Genomic DNA, 13,687 nt, shown 5'->3' on the forward strand with positions numbered 1-13,687 from the left:
CGCCATCCCTGAGCGCGAAGGAGCCCGCCATGGCCACCATCCACCGGGAATTCGAACTCGCCGCGAGCGCGGCACAGGTCTGGGACGCGCTGCGCGACTTCCGCGCCGTGCACCAGCGGCTCGCGCCGGGCTTCCTCACGGCCTGCCGCATCGACGAGGAGGGCGCGCGCATCCTCGACTTCTCCAACGGCAGCGTGGCGCGCGAGCTGCCGGTGTCGATCGACGAATCGCTGCGCCGCATCGCCTACACCGTCACGGGCAGCCGCATGCGGCATCACCATGCGTCGGCGCAGGTGTTCGACGCGGGCGAAGGGCGCTCGCGCTTCGTCTGGATCACCGACGTGCTGCCCGACGAACTCGCGCCCTACATCGCCGGCATGATGGACGAGGGCGCGGCCGCGATGAAGAAGAAGTTCGAGGCCGAGGCTCAGAAGTCCTCGAGCGGCAGCCCGACGTAGTTCTCGGCCAGCGAGGTCGAGGCCGCGTGCGAATGCACGAGGTAGTCGAGCTCGGCCTCCTGGATCTTCTGGCCGAAGGCGCCGGTCTCGGGGAAGCGGTGCATCAGCGAGGTGAACCACCACGAGAAGCGCTCGGCCTTCCAGACCCGGCGCAGGCACAGGTCGGAATAGCGGTCGAGCGCCGAGGCCGAGCGCTCGCGGTAGAAGATCTCGAAGGCGCGCGACAGGTAGCCCACGTCGGCGGTCGCGAGGTTCAGCCCCTTGGCGCCGGTCGGCGGCACGATGTGCGCCGCGTCGCCGGCCAGGAACAGCGAGCCGAAGCGCATCGGTTCGGCCACGAAGCTGCGCAGCGGCGCGATGCTCTTCTCGAGCGAGGGCCCGGTCACCAGCCGCTCGCGCGCTTCCGGGTCGAGGCGCGCGCGCAGCTCGTTCCAGAAGGCCTCGTCGCTCCAGTTCTCCACCCGTTCCTCGGTCGGCACCTGCACGTAGTAGCGGCTGCGCGTGGCGCTGCGCATGCTGCACAGCGCGAAGCCGCGTTCGGTGTTGGCGTAGATCAGCTCGTGCGACACCGGCGGCACGTCTGCCAGCACGCCGAGCCAGCCGAAGGGGTAGACCTTCTCGTAGGTCTGGATCGCATCGGCCGGCACGCTCGCGCGGCTCACGCCGTGGTAGCCGTCGCAGCCGGCGATGAAGTCGCACTCGATCTCGTGCGTCTGGCCGTCCTTCTCGTAGCGCACGCGCGGCGAGCGCGAGTCGAAATCGTGCAGGCTCACGTTGGCCGCGCTGTAGACCGTGGCCAGGCACTCGGCCGCGCGCGCTTCCATCAGGTCGCGCGTCACCTCGGTCTGGCCGTACACCGTGACCTGCTTGCCGCCCGTGAGGCCGTGCATGTCGATGCGGTGGCGCGCGCCCTTGAACAGCAGCTCGATGCCCCCGTGCGGCAGGCCCTCGGCCTTGGCGCGGGCGTCGACGCCGGCACGTTCCAGCAGGTCCATCGTGACCTGCTCGAGCACGCCCGCGCGGATGCGCCCGAGCACATAGTCGCCGCTCTGGCGTTCGACGATGACGTTGTCGATGCCGGCCTTGAACAGAAGCTGGCCGAGCAGAAGGCCGGCCGGGCCGGCGCCGATGATCGCTACCTGGGTGCGCATGTCGATGTCTCCGAGAAGTTCCGCGAAGCGTAGGGCGCGCGCGCCGCCCTGGCACGCCGGCCGATGCGGCTGTGTGCGATCATGCGAATGGCTGCGCGATGATCGCGCAACTTCCCGCTTCGCCTCACTCATGACCATCGCCAGAGCCGACTTCATCGAGGGCATCGCCAAGGGAATGGCGGTGCTCGAAAGCTTCGACACCGAGCGCCAGCGCCTCAACGCCACCCTGGCGGCCGAGCGCGCCGGCCTCACGCGCGCCGCGGCGCGCCGGCACCTGCTGACCCTGGCACACCTGGGCTACCTCGAGACCGACGGCAGCTACTTCTGGATGGCGCCCAAGGTGCTGCGCTTCTCGGGCAGCTACCTGGCCTCGTCGCGCCTGCCGCGCGCGCTGCAGCCCACCCTGAACCGGCTCGCGGCGCAGACCGGCGAATCCTTCTCGGCCGTGGTGCTCGACGGCGAGGAGGTGGTGATCGTGGCGCGCAGCGGCAGCTACGGCACGCCCACGCGCGTGCTGGCCTATGGCCTGCACCTGGGCGCGCGGCTGCCGGCCCATGCCACCTCCACCGGCCGCGTGCTGCTGGCCGCGCTGCCGCCGGCCGAGTTCACGCGCTGGCTCACGGGCCGCCACCTGGCGCGCCTCACGCCGCAGACCACCACCCAGGCGCGCGCGCTGCGCCAGCTGGTGACACGCGCGCGCAAGGAAGACCACTGCTTCGCGAGCGAGGAGCACGAGCTCGGCGTGCAGGCGCTGGCCGTACCGCTGCGCGACATGCAGGGCCACACGGTGGCCGCGCTCAACGTGGTGCTGTCGGGCGCGCGCTACCAGGAGGAGGCCCTGCGGCGCGACATGCTGCCGCTGCTGTTCGAGGCCGCGCGCGAGGTGCGCGCGCTGCTTTGAACTTCGCCCGGTCCCTCCGCCTCGAACCGCCAAACCAGAACATCAGGAACCCGCCATGCGACTGCTGCTCCTCGAAGACGACGTGATGATCGGCGAAGCCGTGCTCGACCTGCTGCGTGCCGAGCAGTACGCGGTCGACTGGGTCAAGGACGGCGACAGCGCCGAGTCGGCGCTGCGCACCCAGGATTACGACCTGGTGCTGCTCGACCTCGGCGTGCCGCGCCGCGACGGCCTGGAGGTGCTGCGCAACCTGCGCGCGCGCAAGCAGCGCATGCCGGTGCTGATCGCCACCGCGCGCGACTCGATCCAGCAGCGCATCGAGGGCCTGGACGCCGGCGCCGACGACTACGTGCTCAAGCCCTACGACCTCGACGAGCTGCTGGCGCGCATCCGCGCGCTGCTGCGCCGCGCGGCCGGGCGCGCCGAGCCGGTCTACGAGCACATGGGCGTGAGCATCAATCCCGCCACCCGCGAGGTCAGCGTGGCCGGCCAGCCGGTGGTGCTGTCGGCCCGCGAATGGGCCGTGCTCGAGCCGCTGCTGGCGCGGCCCGGCATGGTGCTCTCGCGCGCGCAGCTCGAGGAGAAGCTCTACAGCTGGAAGGACGAGATCAGCAGCAACGCGGTCGAGGTCTACGTGCACGGCCTGCGCAAGAAGCTCGGTGCGGAGCTGATCCGCAACGTGCGCGGCGTCGGCTACATGGTGCCGAAGGCGTGAGCGGCGTGAGGGGCGTGATGGGACTGGCCGCGCGCATGACCGGCTCGCTGCGCGCGCGCCTGCTGTGGTTCCTGCTCGCGGCCATCGTGCTGGCGGCCGGCGCGCAGGCGCTGGTGGCCTACCGCACCGTGCTCAAGGAGGCCGACGAGATCTTCGACTACCACATGCAGCAGATGGCGCTCTCGCTGCGCGCCGGCCTGCCGCCCAGCGCGGCGGTGGGCGGCCTCGGTGGTGCCGAGCAGAACTTCGATTTCGTGGTGCAGGTCTGGACCGCCGACGGCGTGCGCATCTTCGAATCGGCCGACCAGGCCGCGCTGCCGCAGCTCGCGGTGCTGGGCTTCGCCGACGTGCGCGCGCGCGGCACCACCTACCGCGTGTTCTCGATGCAGACCCGCGGGCTGGTGATCCAGGTGGCGCAGGACATGGCGGCGCGCCAGCACATGGCCGGCACCCTGGCGCTGCGCACCGTCGCGCCGGTGGCGCTGATGGCGCCGCTGCTGATGCTGGTCGTGTGGTGGGTGGTGAGCCGCTCGCTCGCGCCGGTGGCGCGCGTGCGCACCCAGGTGGCTTCGCGCCAGGCCGACGATCTCTCGCCCGTGAGCGAGGAGAAACTGCCCGACGAGGTGCGCCCGCTGGTGCAGGAACTCAACCTGCTGTTCGACCGCGTGCGGCAGGCCTTCGAGGCGCAGAAGCACTTCGTGGCCGACGCTGCGCACGAGCTGCGTTCGCCGCTGGCCGCGCTCAAGCTGCAGGTGCAGGGCCTGCAGCGCGCCACCGACGACGGCGCGCGCGAGCTCGCCATCGGCCGATTGGTGGCGGGCATCGACCGCGCGACGCGACTGGTCGAGCAGATGCTCGCGCTCGCGCGCCACGAGGCCAGCATGGCCGCCGGCGCGCCGCCCGAGCCGGTGGCGCTCGCGGAGGTGGCGCGACTGGCCGTGTCGGACGCCGTGGCCGCGGCCCAGGCGCGGCGCATCGACATCGGCATCGCGCGCGCCGACGAGGGCGCCGCGGTGAAGGGCCAGCCCGAGGCGCTGCGCATGCTGCTGCGCAACCTGCTCGAGAACGCCGTGAAGTACACGCCCGAGGACGGCCGCGTCGACATCGCGATCGCGCGCCAGGGCGAGGCGGTCGAGCTCAGCGTCGACGACAGCGGCCCGGGCCTGCCGCCCACCGAGCGCGAGCGCGTGCTCGACCGCTTCTATCGCTCGGGCGAGCCGCAGGCGCCGGGCAGCGGGCTCGGCCTCTCGATCGTCAAGTCGATCGCCGAGCTGCATGGTGCGAGCGTGGCACTCGATGCCTCGCCGAGCCTGGGCGGGCTGCGGGTGGTGGTGCGCTTTCCGCAGCACGCCTGACACCGCGGCCGCGCCCGGCTCGATCGTTCAGCGGCGTTTAAGCGGCGCTTAAGCGAGCGCAACGACATTCCTTCCATCGCATCAGCGTCACGACGCAATGAAAGGAACCGATCCATGAACACCCGACTGACTTCGCCCCGTGCCTTGGTCCTGGCCCTGGCCACCGCGGGCGTGATCGGCGCCGTCGGCGCCGGCGCCTACACCAGCGCGCGCGCCGTGGGCACGCCCACCAACGCCACCGCGACCGCGCCGGCCGCCATGGTCACGCTGCCCGACTTCTCGACCATCACCGCGCGCGACGGCGCGGCCGTGGTCAACATCAGCGTCACCGGCACCATGAAGGCCTCGGACGACGAGGAGGCCGCGCAGATCCAGGGCATCGATCCCGACGATCCGATGTTCCAGTTCTTCCGCCGCTTCCAGGGCCAGATCAACCCGCGCGGCCAGCAGCAGCGCGACGTGCCGGTGCGGGCCCAGGGCTCGGGCTTCATCGTCGACGCCAACGGCATCATCCTGACCAACGCCCACGTGGTGAAGGACGCGAAGGAAGTCACCGTCAAGCTCACCGACCGCCGCGAATACCGCGCCAAGGTGCTGGGCGCCGATGCCAAGACCGACATCGCGGTGCTCAAGATCGACGCCAAGAACCTGCCCGTGCTCGCGCTGGGCAACACCAAGGACCTGAAGGTCGGCGAATGGGTGCTGGCCATCGGCTCGCCGTTCGGCTTCGAGAACACCGTGACGGCCGGCGTGGTCAGCGCCAAGGGCCGCACGCTGCCCGACGACAGCTACGTGCCTTTCATCCAGACCGACGTGGCGGTGAACCCCGGCAACTCGGGCGGCCCGCTGCTCAACACGCGCGGTGAGGTGGTCGGCATCAACTCGCAGATCTACAGCCGCAGCGGCGGCTACCAGGGCGTGTCGTTCTCGATCCCGATCGACGTGGCGGTGCAGGTCAAGGACCAGATCGTCGCGACCGGCAAGGCGGTGCACGGCCGCCTCGGCGTGGCGGTGCAGGAAGTGAACCAGGCCTTCGCCGATTCCTTCAAGCTCGACAAGCCCGAGGGCGCGCTGGTCTCGAACATCGAGAAGGGCGGCCCCGGCGACAAGGCGGGCCTGAAGGCCGGCGACGTGATCCGCAAGGTCGGCGACCAGCCCATCGTGTCCTCGGGCGACCTGCCCGCGGTGATCGGCCAGCAGGCCCCCGGCACCAAGGTCACGCTCGAGGTGTGGCGCCAGGGCGAGCGCCAGGAGCTGACGGCGAAGCTCGGCGATGCCAGCGACAAGCCGGCCCAGGTCGCGAAGGCCGACAAGGCCACCGGCCAGGGCAAGCTGGGCCTGGCGCTGCGTCCGCTGCAGCCCGACGAGAAGCGCGAGGCCGCGGTCGAGACCGGCCTGCTGATCGAGGACGCGGCCGGCCCGTCGGCGATGGCCGGCGTGCAGGCCGGCGACGTGCTGCTGGCGATCAACGGCACGCCCGCCAAGACCGTGGAGCAGGTGCGCGAGGTGGTCGCGAAGGCCGACAAGTCGGTGGCGCTGCTGATCCAGCGCGGCGACGACAAGATCTTCGTGCCGGTGCGCATCGGCTGACCGCCCCGGGCCGGACCCCGACGCGCGACGACCGATGAAGCCGCCGCACCGACGGTCTTCGGCCCCGCAGGCCGAACGCCTCGACCCTGCCGACAGCGCCGCCAACGGGCTGTCGGCCCACATCCTGCCGACCTCCGCCACCATGATCGGCGTGTGCATGACCGTGATGTCCATCGGGCACCTCGGTCCGCGCGACGATCTGCGGCTGGTGATCGATCGGCTGCTCGCGGTCGACGCGCTGGTCTTCCTGGCCAGCGCGTTGCTGTCGTTCATCTCGATGCGCATGCGGCGCTCGGGCGCGCGGCTCGAGGCCTGGGGCGAGGTGGTGTTCATCGCGGGCCTGGCGCTGCTGGCGCTCGGCGCGGTGGCGCTGACTTTCGCCTTGCGCTGAGCCGGCGTCGGCTCTCAGTGCTGGGGGCAGTCGATCGCGCCCGGCCACTCGAGCGTGATGCGCGTGCCGCCGGCGGTGTTCTCTTCCTGCTCGACCGCTGCGATCTCCAGCCGCGCGCCGATGCTCAGCGCGCGCGCCCGCATGTTCGCGATGCCATGTCCCGTCGTCTTCGGCGCGGCGCCCGCGGGTCGCAGCCCGACGCCGTTGTCCGTCAGCACGATGTGCACGCGCGGCGGCTGCGCCTCGGCCTGCCAGCGCGCATGCAGCACGATGCGCGTGGCGCGCGCATGCTTGAGCACGTTGGTGAAGGCCTCGAGCAGGATGCGCTGCAGCTGCAGCGCGGCCTGGGCCGAGAACGGCGCCACCGGCGGGATCACGCCCACGTCCCACACCAGCGCGATGCCGGCCGCGTCCAGCCGCGGCTGCAGCCGGTAGCGCAGGGTGGCGAGCACGGTGGCGAGGTCGTCGTGCGTGGGCTGCAGCGAGTCGACCGCCATGCGCATCTCGTCGAGCGCGAGCTTCACGTGCTCCTCGACCACCGCGCGGTCGGGCGCGGGCTGGGTCACGACGTTGAGCAGGCCCACGAGCTGCGAGCCGACGCCGTCGTGGATCTCGCGCATGATGCGCTGCCGCTCGAGCAGCACGGCCTGTTCCTGCTGCTGCAGCCGCAGCGCGTCGAAGGCCACGCGCAACTGCCCCTCGCGCTCGGCCACGCGCTCGGCCAGGGTGGCGTTGAGCGCGCCGTAGTCGGCCACGGTGCGGCTGTAGCGGTCGACCACCAGGCCCGCGAGGATCAGCACGAAGAAGAACATCGCGCGCGGCGTCTGCGAGGTGTCGGAGCCGCCGAAGAAGCCCATGCGCACCAGCAGCAGGTCGTGCATGCCCGCGAGGATCGCGAGCACGCCCGCCAGCAGCAGCACCATGGCGATCGTGCGGCGCTCGACCCAGGCGCTGCGCGCCACCACCGGCAGGCAGGCCACGCCCGTGAGGTTCAGCAGCACCAGGCCGGCGGTCCACAGCGCCGGCCAGGCCAGCACGAAGGAGGCGATGGCGCTCGCGACCGCGATGCCCATGGCCGCGTAGAGCGCGCGCACCAGCCCCGCCGGGCCGCGCTGCAGCACCAGCAGCACGAAGCGCGTGATGAGCCCGATGTGCAGCGCATAGCAGACCGCGACCACCACGCCCCAGAGCGGCCAGGGCACGTTCATGTCGGGCCGCACCCGGTCGACGTTGTGCGGCAGGCCCGAGAGCGCCGCGAGCGCGAAGCAGCCATAGAGCGCATGGCGCTGGCGCAGCCAGAGCGCCCCCGACAGGCAGCCCATCAGCGCGAGGATGGCCGCGTTGGCGATCACCGAGGTGTGGCGCCAGCGCTGGTAGGCACGGTAGCGCGGCAGCAGCTCGCGCTCGGTGCCGTACTGCAGCGTGGCCAGCGCCGCGCCGCGCTGGCGTTGCACGGTGGTGCGGATCACCAGTTCCTGCGCCGCGCCGGTGCGCTGCAGCGAGGCGGCCACCGGCACGAAGGGCGTGCCCTTGGTGTCGTAGGACGGATTGCCCAGCGTGCCGAAGCCCGCGAGCGGCGTGCCGTTGAACTCGATCGCGACCTGGTTGCCCACGCCCGCGAACAGCAGCGCGGCCGGTTCGCTCGCGGGCGCCGCCGCGGCGGGCAGGGCGATGCGGTAGGTGGCCTTGCCGCCGCGGCCCGGAAAGGCGTGGTCCCAGCGGAACGGCAGCTGCACCCGGCGCTCCTCGGCGGGCAGGCCGTCGGGCTCGAGGCGGGCCTCGGCGCTGGTGACGGTGTAGGGGGTGGCGGTGCTGCTGGCGGCGGCCGGGCCGGCAATCAGCAGCAGCGCGGCGACAAGGGCGAACAGGAAGCGCAGATCGGAAGAGGAGGCCGTGGCGGCGGAAGGATGCTCAGGGCAGCCAGCCCAGGTTGCGCGCCTCGAACACGGCTTCGGACTTGTTGTGGACATCCAGCTTGCCGTAGATATTGCGGATATGGGTTTGAACGGTCGAAGCCGAGACTCCCATCTGCGCGCCGACTTCGGCATAGGTGAAACCACGGGAAACGAGGTCCAGCACCTCCGATTCGCGCGGCGACAACCGCACCGGCGGCGTGCGCGGGAGCGCCGAGGATGCCATGGCCGAGCCGATCGTGCCCTGGGCCAGTCCCACCAGCGCGCCGGCACCGGCATGCAGGGGCGCGTCGGTGCGCGCCTGCCAGCGGCGCAGCAGCTGCCGCGCGATCACCGGCGACATCGGCGAGCCGCCCGCGCGCAGGTGGCGGATGTGGGCCGCGAGCTCGCTCTCGGTGCCGTCCTTGAGCAGGTAGCCGCTGGCACCGGCCTCGAAGGCGCGCAGCATGTTGGCCTCGTCGCCGAAGATCGACAGCACCATCACCGCGCAGGCCGGTTGCATGCTGCGGCAGCGGTCGATGACCTGCAGGCCCGGCAGGTCGGGCAGGCCCAGGTCGACCAGCAGCACGTCGACCGCGTTGTCCTCGAGCCAGGCCAGCAGCTCGGTCGCGTTCGAGGCGCTGTGGGCCAGGGTCAGCGAGGGATCGGCATCGACCACGCGGGCCAGGCGTTCGCGCATGCCGGTGTCGTCCTCGACCAGCGCGACCTGCGTGGTCGAGAGAAGGGGGGCGGCTGCGGTGTCGATGGCCATGGCGCGGGGGCTGCGGTCCTCGGTTGGGTGGAGTCCGCAGCGTAGGGGCCGACGCGCACCGTGCCCATCCTATATACGTGGGATATGTGGGGGAGCGGACCGCGGCGCTCAGCGGCCCGACATGCGAGCCAGCCGCGACGCCACCCGCTGCAGGTGCGCGCCGAGCTCGGGCGGCGACTCGACCTCGAAGTCGTGCCCGAGGCAGCCGAGCCAGACCGCCAGCGCATCGAGCGAGTTGGCCGCGGTCTGGATGCGCGTGCGATCGGGCGCCACGGCCTCGGGCACGCCGCCGACCCACGACAGTTGCCCGTCGAGCGCGGCCACGGGCGCATGCACCAGCACGCGCGCATGGTGCAGGTAGGGCGAGATCTGCAGCGCGTGCTGCATGTAGGCCGCGATGTCGCCGTGCGGCAGCCGCCGCGGCGTGAAGTGCGCGCCGGTGGGCTCGGGGTCGACGATGCGGTCGAGCCGGAAGGTGCGCCAGTCCTCGCGGTCCGTGTCCCAGGCCAGCAGGTACCAGCGCTGGCCGGTCTGCACCACGCGGTGCGGCTCCACGCGGCGGCTGCTGACCACCTCGTGGTGGTCGCGGTAGCCGAAGCGCAGCAGCGCGCGGTCGGCGCAGGCCTCGGCGAACAGCGACACCGCCTTGAGCCGGATGTCCGAGCGCTTCTGCAGCACCGGCACCACCGTGGCGCGCAGCTTGTCGAGCCGGCGGCGCAGCCGCGGCGGCATCAGTTGCTCGAGCTTGGCCAGCGCGCGCATCGAGGCGTTCTCGATGTCGTTGCCGCCGTCGCTGGAGGCCGGGCCCACGCCCAGGCCGACCGCCACCGCGATCGCTTCCTCGTCCTCGAGCAGCAGCGGCGGCAGGCTGTTGCCCGCGCCCAGCCGGTAGCCGCCGGCCACGCCCGAGGTGGAGTCGACCGTGTAGCCGAGGCTGCGCAGCCGGTCGACGTCGCGGCGCAGGGTGCGCTCGGTGATCTCGAGGCGGCGCGCGAGCTCGGCGCCGGTCCAGGCGCGCTGGGCCTGGAACAGCGACAACAGGCGGATGAGGCGGGCGGTGGCGGAGAGCATGGACGCGATGATGCCTGCGATCGAGGACAGGATCTGTCCGCAATGGTCCTTAGTCTTCGGGCCTTCCAACACCTCAGACCCTCAGGAGAAAAGCCCATGCTCAAGACCTACAACGGCAGCTGCCACTGCGGCAAGGTTCGCTTCCAGGCCGACATCGACCTCGCGGCCGGCACCGGCCGCTGCAATTGCTCGATCTGTGCCAAGGCGCGCAACTGGGGTGCGATCGTGCGGCCCGAGGCCTTCCGGATGGTCAGTGGCGAGGAGGAGCTGTCGAGCTACCAGTTCGGCTCGTACAGCACGCACCACCTGTTCTGCCGCCATTGCGGCGTGCGGCCCTTCGGCCGCGGCGACGTGGCCGAGGTCGGCGGCAAGTACGTCAGCATCAACGTCAGCTGCCTCGACGACGCCACGCCCGACGAGCTGGTGGCCGCGCCCGTGATGTACATGGACGGGCGCAACAACAACTGGTTCAACCCGCCGGCCGAGACGCGGCATCTCTGAAAGACGGGCGATAAAAAGCCCCGCGGCCTGGCGGCGGCGGGGCTGCTCGTCTCTCGCCGCGCTTACTTGCGGCGACGCGCCGGCTGCTCGGCCGGCACGTAGGTCTGCGACGGCGCCGCGCCGCCATCCACGCCGAGCCGGCCGCCGCCACCGAGGCCCTGGCCGCGCACCGTCTGCGCCTTGTAGTTGCGCAGCGAACGGACCATCTGGTTGAAGGCGTCCATGAAGGCCGCCGCGATCACCTTGCCCTGCGGCGTGCGCGTGTAGCCGCCGATGCCACCGGCCGCGCGGCCGCCGGCGAGGTCGGCGAAGCCCGCGAAGTCGGTCTTCGAGGCGCTGCCTTCCGCGGCCGCGACCTGCACGCCCGAACGGTTGTCGATCAGCGTCAGCAGCGCCGAGGCTTCCTTGGTCTGCAGGTTCGCGCCCAGGCTCGCGATGGCACGGCCGCGGCCGCCGCCGACCAGCCCGCCGATGGCGCCGCCGAGGCCGCCCGCGTCGTTGTTGCTGAACACGATCTCGGGCGACAGGCCGTAGTCCGACGCCACCATCTGGCCGCGACCGAAGTTGCTGCCGCCGCGCATCTCGCCCGACTGCTGCAGCGCGCGTTCGCGCGTCATCGCGTTCATGCCGGCCGCGCCGCGCTCGACCACCACGAAGCAGTTCGATTGCTGCACCAGCAGGCGCAGCAGGTTGGCGGTGGGCGGCAGCTTGTATTCGCCGGTCAGCACCGTGTACCAGCCGGCATTGACGTTCTCGATCAGCGAGACGGTGCCCAGCGGCGAGTCGCAGCGCTCGAGCGCGCTGCTTTCGCCCGAGGTGGCGGCGCCGGCCGCGCTGCCCGTGGCCACGGTCTTGGCCGATTGGCTGCCCATCTGCATGTCCATGGTCTGGCAACCCGAGAGGGCCAGCAGGCCGGCCAGTGCGCTTGCGAGAGAAAGTTTGGAAAAAGCCATGTCCCGATCTATCAAGTGAAACAACACGGCGCCTGCGCGGCAGGCGCCCCTATCGAACAGCCGAAGGTGGGACCGCGTGGCCAATACGAGCTCCCGATTCGATACCGCGTCGCAAGCGACCGCGCGACGATACGGACCGGTCATCCGGCACGCCAGTGTCGAAAGTCATGTGCGCATGCGCATCGTCCGCGGCGCGGATTCCGGCATGGCCTGGAGTGGAAAAACGGTTCCTCGACCTCGACTCGAACGGGGGCTCTTGGAAGGTGGCCCATCTTCGAAACGCGCCGCCTGAAGCGATGCGCGAACGGCAAGGCCCGAGGGCTTGCGCGATGCGCCGGCTGGCGGAGCGAGGCGCGATTATCCATCTTGAAATCTTCAGGAAAGATGAGCACGGCGAGGGCGTTTTCGCCGTGCGCCTTCGATGAAAACCTTCGTCGTATTTTTGACCTCCAGTTAACATTTCATCGTTGGCGGAGGGTTGTGGCGCGTGATGGATCTCACGCGACCTGCAGTCGGCTGGCGTTGTTTTGTTTTTTTCTTCACTTCCAGAATCAGGAGTTTTCAGATGGCAACCACCAAGAAGAACGTCGTTGGAGAAGCGGCAGCCGAACTCACCCGCCAGCAGGTGCAGCAGGCCCTGGCCATCGCGGGCGCTTCGGATTTCAGCGGCTCGACCGACCCGGCCTTCGTCGGCTCCGTGCTCGTGGCGCTGGCCATCAACACCAGCTCGGTCAGCGCGACCATCGACAACGCGAAGACCCGTCGCGACGCGACCGGCGGTGGCGGTCTCACGGCGCACTGATCGGACCGTCGGAAATGAAAAGGCCGGCAAGCGCAATGCTTGCCGGCCGGAGTGGATCGAGTGTCGCGGGATCGGTGCGAGCCCGACGATGCCTGTGTTTGCAAGGCCGCGGCTCAGCGCGCGGCTTGCCTCATCGCATCAATCGCAGCGGAACAGCACGCCGCTCTCGGCCGGTGCCTTGCCGAGCCAGCGCGGGGTCTGGTTCTTGTTGTCGCAGTACAGCTGCGCCTGCGTATAGGTGGTGGCGCGCAGGACGCCTTCGCGGAACTGCATCACTTCGTTCGGGGGCGTCGAGCAGCCGGCGATGGCCAGCGCGCAGGGGATCGACAGGAGGGCCAGGAGGGACGGTGCATGCCAGTTCATCGCACGATTCTCCGACATTCCCGCGTCTGCCAAGACATGCACCCTCGCGCCCGACGCTTCATCCCTGATTGGCCGCGGCCGCCGCACCCGGGTACAGGTACCGGAAGTAGGGCCCCGAGCTGCCGAACAGTCGTGCCGCGAGCTGCACCGGATCTTCGGCGCTGTGCTTCTCGTAGAGCACCGGTCCCCAGATGATGAAGCCGTCGATGCTGAGCGTGGCGGGCGCGGGCTCGATCGCCTTCCATGCGTGGGCGAATTTCGAGATCCACGAGAGGGCGTCGGTCAGCGCGTAGTTGGGCACGACCACCGGTTGTTCGATGCGGGGCATGGCAGTACTCCTGGGTTGAGAGGACTGTACAAATATACAGTAAACTCCATCCCATGGCAGGCGCGCGGCGCACCACTCTCCATTCTCCTTGACGGGTTGCCCGTCCCTTTGATGCTTGACTGCAAGAAGGCTTGAGCCCGGTCCGATGCCGGGCTTTTTTTTGTCCGCGCGATTCGTCGATCGCGTCGTCGTTGCGCTGCATGCAGGCGATGAAGAAAGAGCGGATGCGATGCGTGCGATCGGCCATCGATCGTGCCGCCGCATTCGATCATCGGCACGTGTTTGCAGGTCGATGCGCGAGCCCAAAGGAAAATGCCCCGCTACCTTGTGAGTAGCGGGGCATCCAGTAGCCTTGCGGCTTGTTTTGGCTCCTCGACCTGGGCTCGAACCAGGGACCTACGGATTAACAGTCCGGCGCTCTACCGACTGAGCTATCGAGGAACA

Annotated in this window: 15 protein-coding genes and 1 tRNA gene; 8 read left to right on the plus strand and 8 right to left on the minus strand. The window is 70.4% G+C overall.

Features of this window, described 5'->3' with window-relative positions; all coding sequences use genetic code 11:
• The first annotated feature begins 29 nt into the window (after positions 1 to 29).
• The gene (locus R0232_RS14850) at positions 30 to 458 is read left to right on the plus strand and encodes an SRPBCC family protein (protein WP_431512570.1); all 429 of its coding nucleotides are present in this window, start codon (positions 30 to 32) and stop codon (positions 456 to 458) included.
• Here the strand turns inward: R0232_RS14850 and pobA are convergent.
• The gene (gene pobA, locus R0232_RS14855) at positions 428 to 1,609 is read right to left on the minus strand and encodes a 4-hydroxybenzoate 3-monooxygenase (protein ID WP_431512571.1); all 1,182 of its coding nucleotides are present in this window, start codon (positions 1,607 to 1,609) and stop codon (positions 428 to 430) included. The two genes, R0232_RS14850 and pobA, sit on opposite strands and share 31 nt — an antisense overlap.
• Before the next feature lie 130 nt (positions 1,610 to 1,739).
• Here pobA and R0232_RS14860 point away from each other — a divergent pair, with 130 nt between their 5' ends.
• The 5 genes from R0232_RS14860 (at position 1,740) to R0232_RS14880 (ending at position 6,561) form a co-directional block, all read left to right on the plus strand.
• Positions 1,740 to 2,510 carry an IclR family transcriptional regulator domain-containing protein gene (locus tag R0232_RS14860; RefSeq protein ID WP_431512572.1) on the plus strand — a complete coding sequence of 257 codons (771 nt, stop codon included), beginning with the start codon at positions 1,740 to 1,742 and terminating at the stop codon, positions 2,508 to 2,510.
• Positions 2,511 to 2,565: 55 nt separating this feature from the next.
• On the plus strand, positions 2,566 to 3,225 hold the full coding sequence (locus R0232_RS14865; RefSeq protein WP_057592472.1) for a response regulator: 660 nt from the start codon (positions 2,566 to 2,568) through the stop codon (positions 3,223 to 3,225).
• 17 nt (positions 3,226 to 3,242) lie between these two features.
• Complete coding sequence (locus R0232_RS14870) at positions 3,243 to 4,580, plus strand: ATP-binding protein (protein ID WP_431512892.1); 1,338 nt, start codon at positions 3,243 to 3,245, stop codon at positions 4,578 to 4,580.
• A gap of 114 nt (positions 4,581 to 4,694) precedes the next feature.
• Positions 4,695 to 6,170, plus strand: coding sequence for a DegQ family serine endoprotease (locus R0232_RS14875; RefSeq protein WP_093341427.1), 1,476 nt, complete (start codon positions 4,695 to 4,697; stop codon positions 6,168 to 6,170).
• A gap of 34 nt (positions 6,171 to 6,204) precedes the next feature.
• Positions 6,205 to 6,561: a hypothetical protein gene (locus tag R0232_RS14880; protein WP_093341428.1), complete on the plus strand. Its 357-nt coding sequence runs from the start codon at positions 6,205 to 6,207 to the stop codon at positions 6,559 to 6,561.
• A gap of 14 nt (positions 6,562 to 6,575) precedes the next feature.
• On the opposite strand, the gene R0232_RS14885 is transcribed toward R0232_RS14880, so the two are convergent.
• The 3 genes from R0232_RS14885 to R0232_RS14895 form a co-directional block, all read right to left on the minus strand.
• Positions 6,576 to 8,531: an ATP-binding protein gene (locus tag R0232_RS14885; RefSeq protein WP_431512573.1), complete on the minus strand. Its 1,956-nt coding sequence runs from the start codon at positions 8,529 to 8,531 to the stop codon at positions 6,576 to 6,578.
• Positions 8,473 to 9,225: a response regulator gene (locus R0232_RS14890; protein WP_208509427.1), complete on the minus strand. Its 753-nt coding sequence runs from the start codon at positions 9,223 to 9,225 to the stop codon at positions 8,473 to 8,475. Before R0232_RS14890 ends, R0232_RS14885 begins: the two co-directional genes overlap by 59 nt.
• 108 nt (positions 9,226 to 9,333) lie before the next feature.
• Positions 9,334 to 10,296 carry a helix-turn-helix transcriptional regulator gene (locus tag R0232_RS14895; RefSeq protein WP_431512574.1) on the minus strand — a complete coding sequence of 321 codons (963 nt, stop codon included), beginning with the start codon at positions 10,294 to 10,296 and terminating at the stop codon, positions 9,334 to 9,336.
• Positions 10,297 to 10,392: 96 nt separating this feature from the next.
• Between R0232_RS14895 and R0232_RS14900 the strand changes: the two genes are divergently transcribed.
• The gene (locus tag R0232_RS14900; protein WP_057592466.1) at positions 10,393 to 10,797 is read left to right on the plus strand and encodes a GFA family protein; all 405 of its coding nucleotides are present in this window, start codon (positions 10,393 to 10,395) and stop codon (positions 10,795 to 10,797) included.
• 62 nt (positions 10,798 to 10,859) lie between these two features.
• Here the strand turns inward: R0232_RS14900 and R0232_RS14905 are convergent, their stop codons facing one another.
• On the minus strand, positions 10,860 to 11,750 hold the full coding sequence (locus R0232_RS14905) for a CsgG/HfaB family protein (protein WP_093341435.1): 891 nt from the start codon (positions 11,748 to 11,750) through the stop codon (positions 10,860 to 10,862).
• A gap of 565 nt (positions 11,751 to 12,315) precedes the next feature.
• Between R0232_RS14905 and R0232_RS14910 the strand changes: the two genes are divergently transcribed.
• Entirely contained in the window at positions 12,316 to 12,552 is a 237-nt protein-coding gene (locus tag R0232_RS14910; protein WP_093341437.1) for a hypothetical protein, read from the plus strand.
• Between the two features lie 138 nt (positions 12,553 to 12,690).
• On the opposite strand, the gene R0232_RS14915 is transcribed toward R0232_RS14910, so the two are convergent.
• The 3 genes from R0232_RS14915 to R0232_RS14925 all read right to left on the minus strand — a co-directional run bounded on the left by R0232_RS14915 (position 12,691) and on the right by R0232_RS14925 (position 13,684).
• A complete protein-coding gene (locus R0232_RS14915; protein ID WP_093341438.1) occupies positions 12,691 to 12,915 on the minus strand; it encodes a hypothetical protein in 225 nt (74 codons plus the stop codon).
• A gap of 58 nt (positions 12,916 to 12,973) precedes the next feature.
• On the minus strand, positions 12,974 to 13,243 hold the full coding sequence (locus tag R0232_RS14920) for a hypothetical protein (protein WP_093341440.1): 270 nt from the start codon (positions 13,241 to 13,243) through the stop codon (positions 12,974 to 12,976).
• Positions 13,244 to 13,608: 365 nt separating this feature from the next.
• Positions 13,609 to 13,684 (minus strand) — tRNA-Asn (locus tag R0232_RS14925).
• Positions 13,685 to 13,687: the final 3 nt, after the last annotated feature.

It is taken from the genome of Variovorax sp. DAIF25 (assembly GCF_050711835.1).
GTDB lineage: Bacteria > Pseudomonadota > Gammaproteobacteria > Burkholderiales > Burkholderiaceae_C > Variovorax.

Excerpts from the sequence above, each read along its gene's own strand:
- R0232_RS14890 (WP_208509427.1), bottom strand. The coding sequence starts at position 9,225 with ATGGCCATCGACACCGCAGCCGCCCCCCTTCTCTCGACCACGCAGGTC.
- R0232_RS14870 (WP_431512892.1), top strand. The coding sequence starts at position 3,243 with ATGGGACTGGCCGCGCGCATGACCGGCTCGCTGCGCGCGCGCCTGCTG.
- R0232_RS14900 (WP_057592466.1), top strand. The coding sequence starts at position 10,393 with ATGCTCAAGACCTACAACGGCAGCTGCCACTGCGGCAAGGTTCGCTTC.
- R0232_RS14850 (WP_431512570.1), top strand. The coding sequence starts at position 30 with ATGGCCACCATCCACCGGGAATTCGAACTCGCCGCGAGCGCGGCACAG.
- R0232_RS14865 (WP_057592472.1), top strand. The coding sequence starts at position 2,566 with ATGCGACTGCTGCTCCTCGAAGACGACGTGATGATCGGCGAAGCCGTG.
- R0232_RS14910 (WP_093341437.1), top strand. The coding sequence starts at position 12,316 with ATGGCAACCACCAAGAAGAACGTCGTTGGAGAAGCGGCAGCCGAACTC.
- R0232_RS14875 (WP_093341427.1), top strand. The coding sequence starts at position 4,695 with ATGAACACCCGACTGACTTCGCCCCGTGCCTTGGTCCTGGCCCTGGCC.
- pobA (WP_431512571.1), bottom strand. The coding sequence starts at position 1,609 with ATGCGCACCCAGGTAGCGATCATCGGCGCCGGCCCGGCCGGCCTTCTG.
- R0232_RS14885 (WP_431512573.1), bottom strand. The coding sequence starts at position 8,531 with ATGTCCACAACAAGTCCGAAGCCGTGTTCGAGGCGCGCAACCTGGGCT.
- R0232_RS14915 (WP_093341438.1), bottom strand. The coding sequence starts at position 12,915 with ATGAACTGGCATGCACCGTCCCTCCTGGCCCTCCTGTCGATCCCCTGC.
- R0232_RS14860 (WP_431512572.1), top strand. The coding sequence starts at position 1,740 with ATGACCATCGCCAGAGCCGACTTCATCGAGGGCATCGCCAAGGGAATG.
- R0232_RS14905 (WP_093341435.1), bottom strand. The coding sequence starts at position 11,750 with ATGGCTTTTTCCAAACTTTCTCTCGCAAGCGCACTGGCCGGCCTGCTG.
- R0232_RS14895 (WP_431512574.1), bottom strand. The coding sequence starts at position 10,296 with ATGCTCTCCGCCACCGCCCGCCTCATCCGCCTGTTGTCGCTGTTCCAG.
- R0232_RS14920 (WP_093341440.1), bottom strand. The coding sequence starts at position 13,243 with ATGCCCCGCATCGAACAACCGGTGGTCGTGCCCAACTACGCGCTGACC.
- R0232_RS14880 (WP_093341428.1), top strand. The coding sequence starts at position 6,205 with ATGAAGCCGCCGCACCGACGGTCTTCGGCCCCGCAGGCCGAACGCCTC.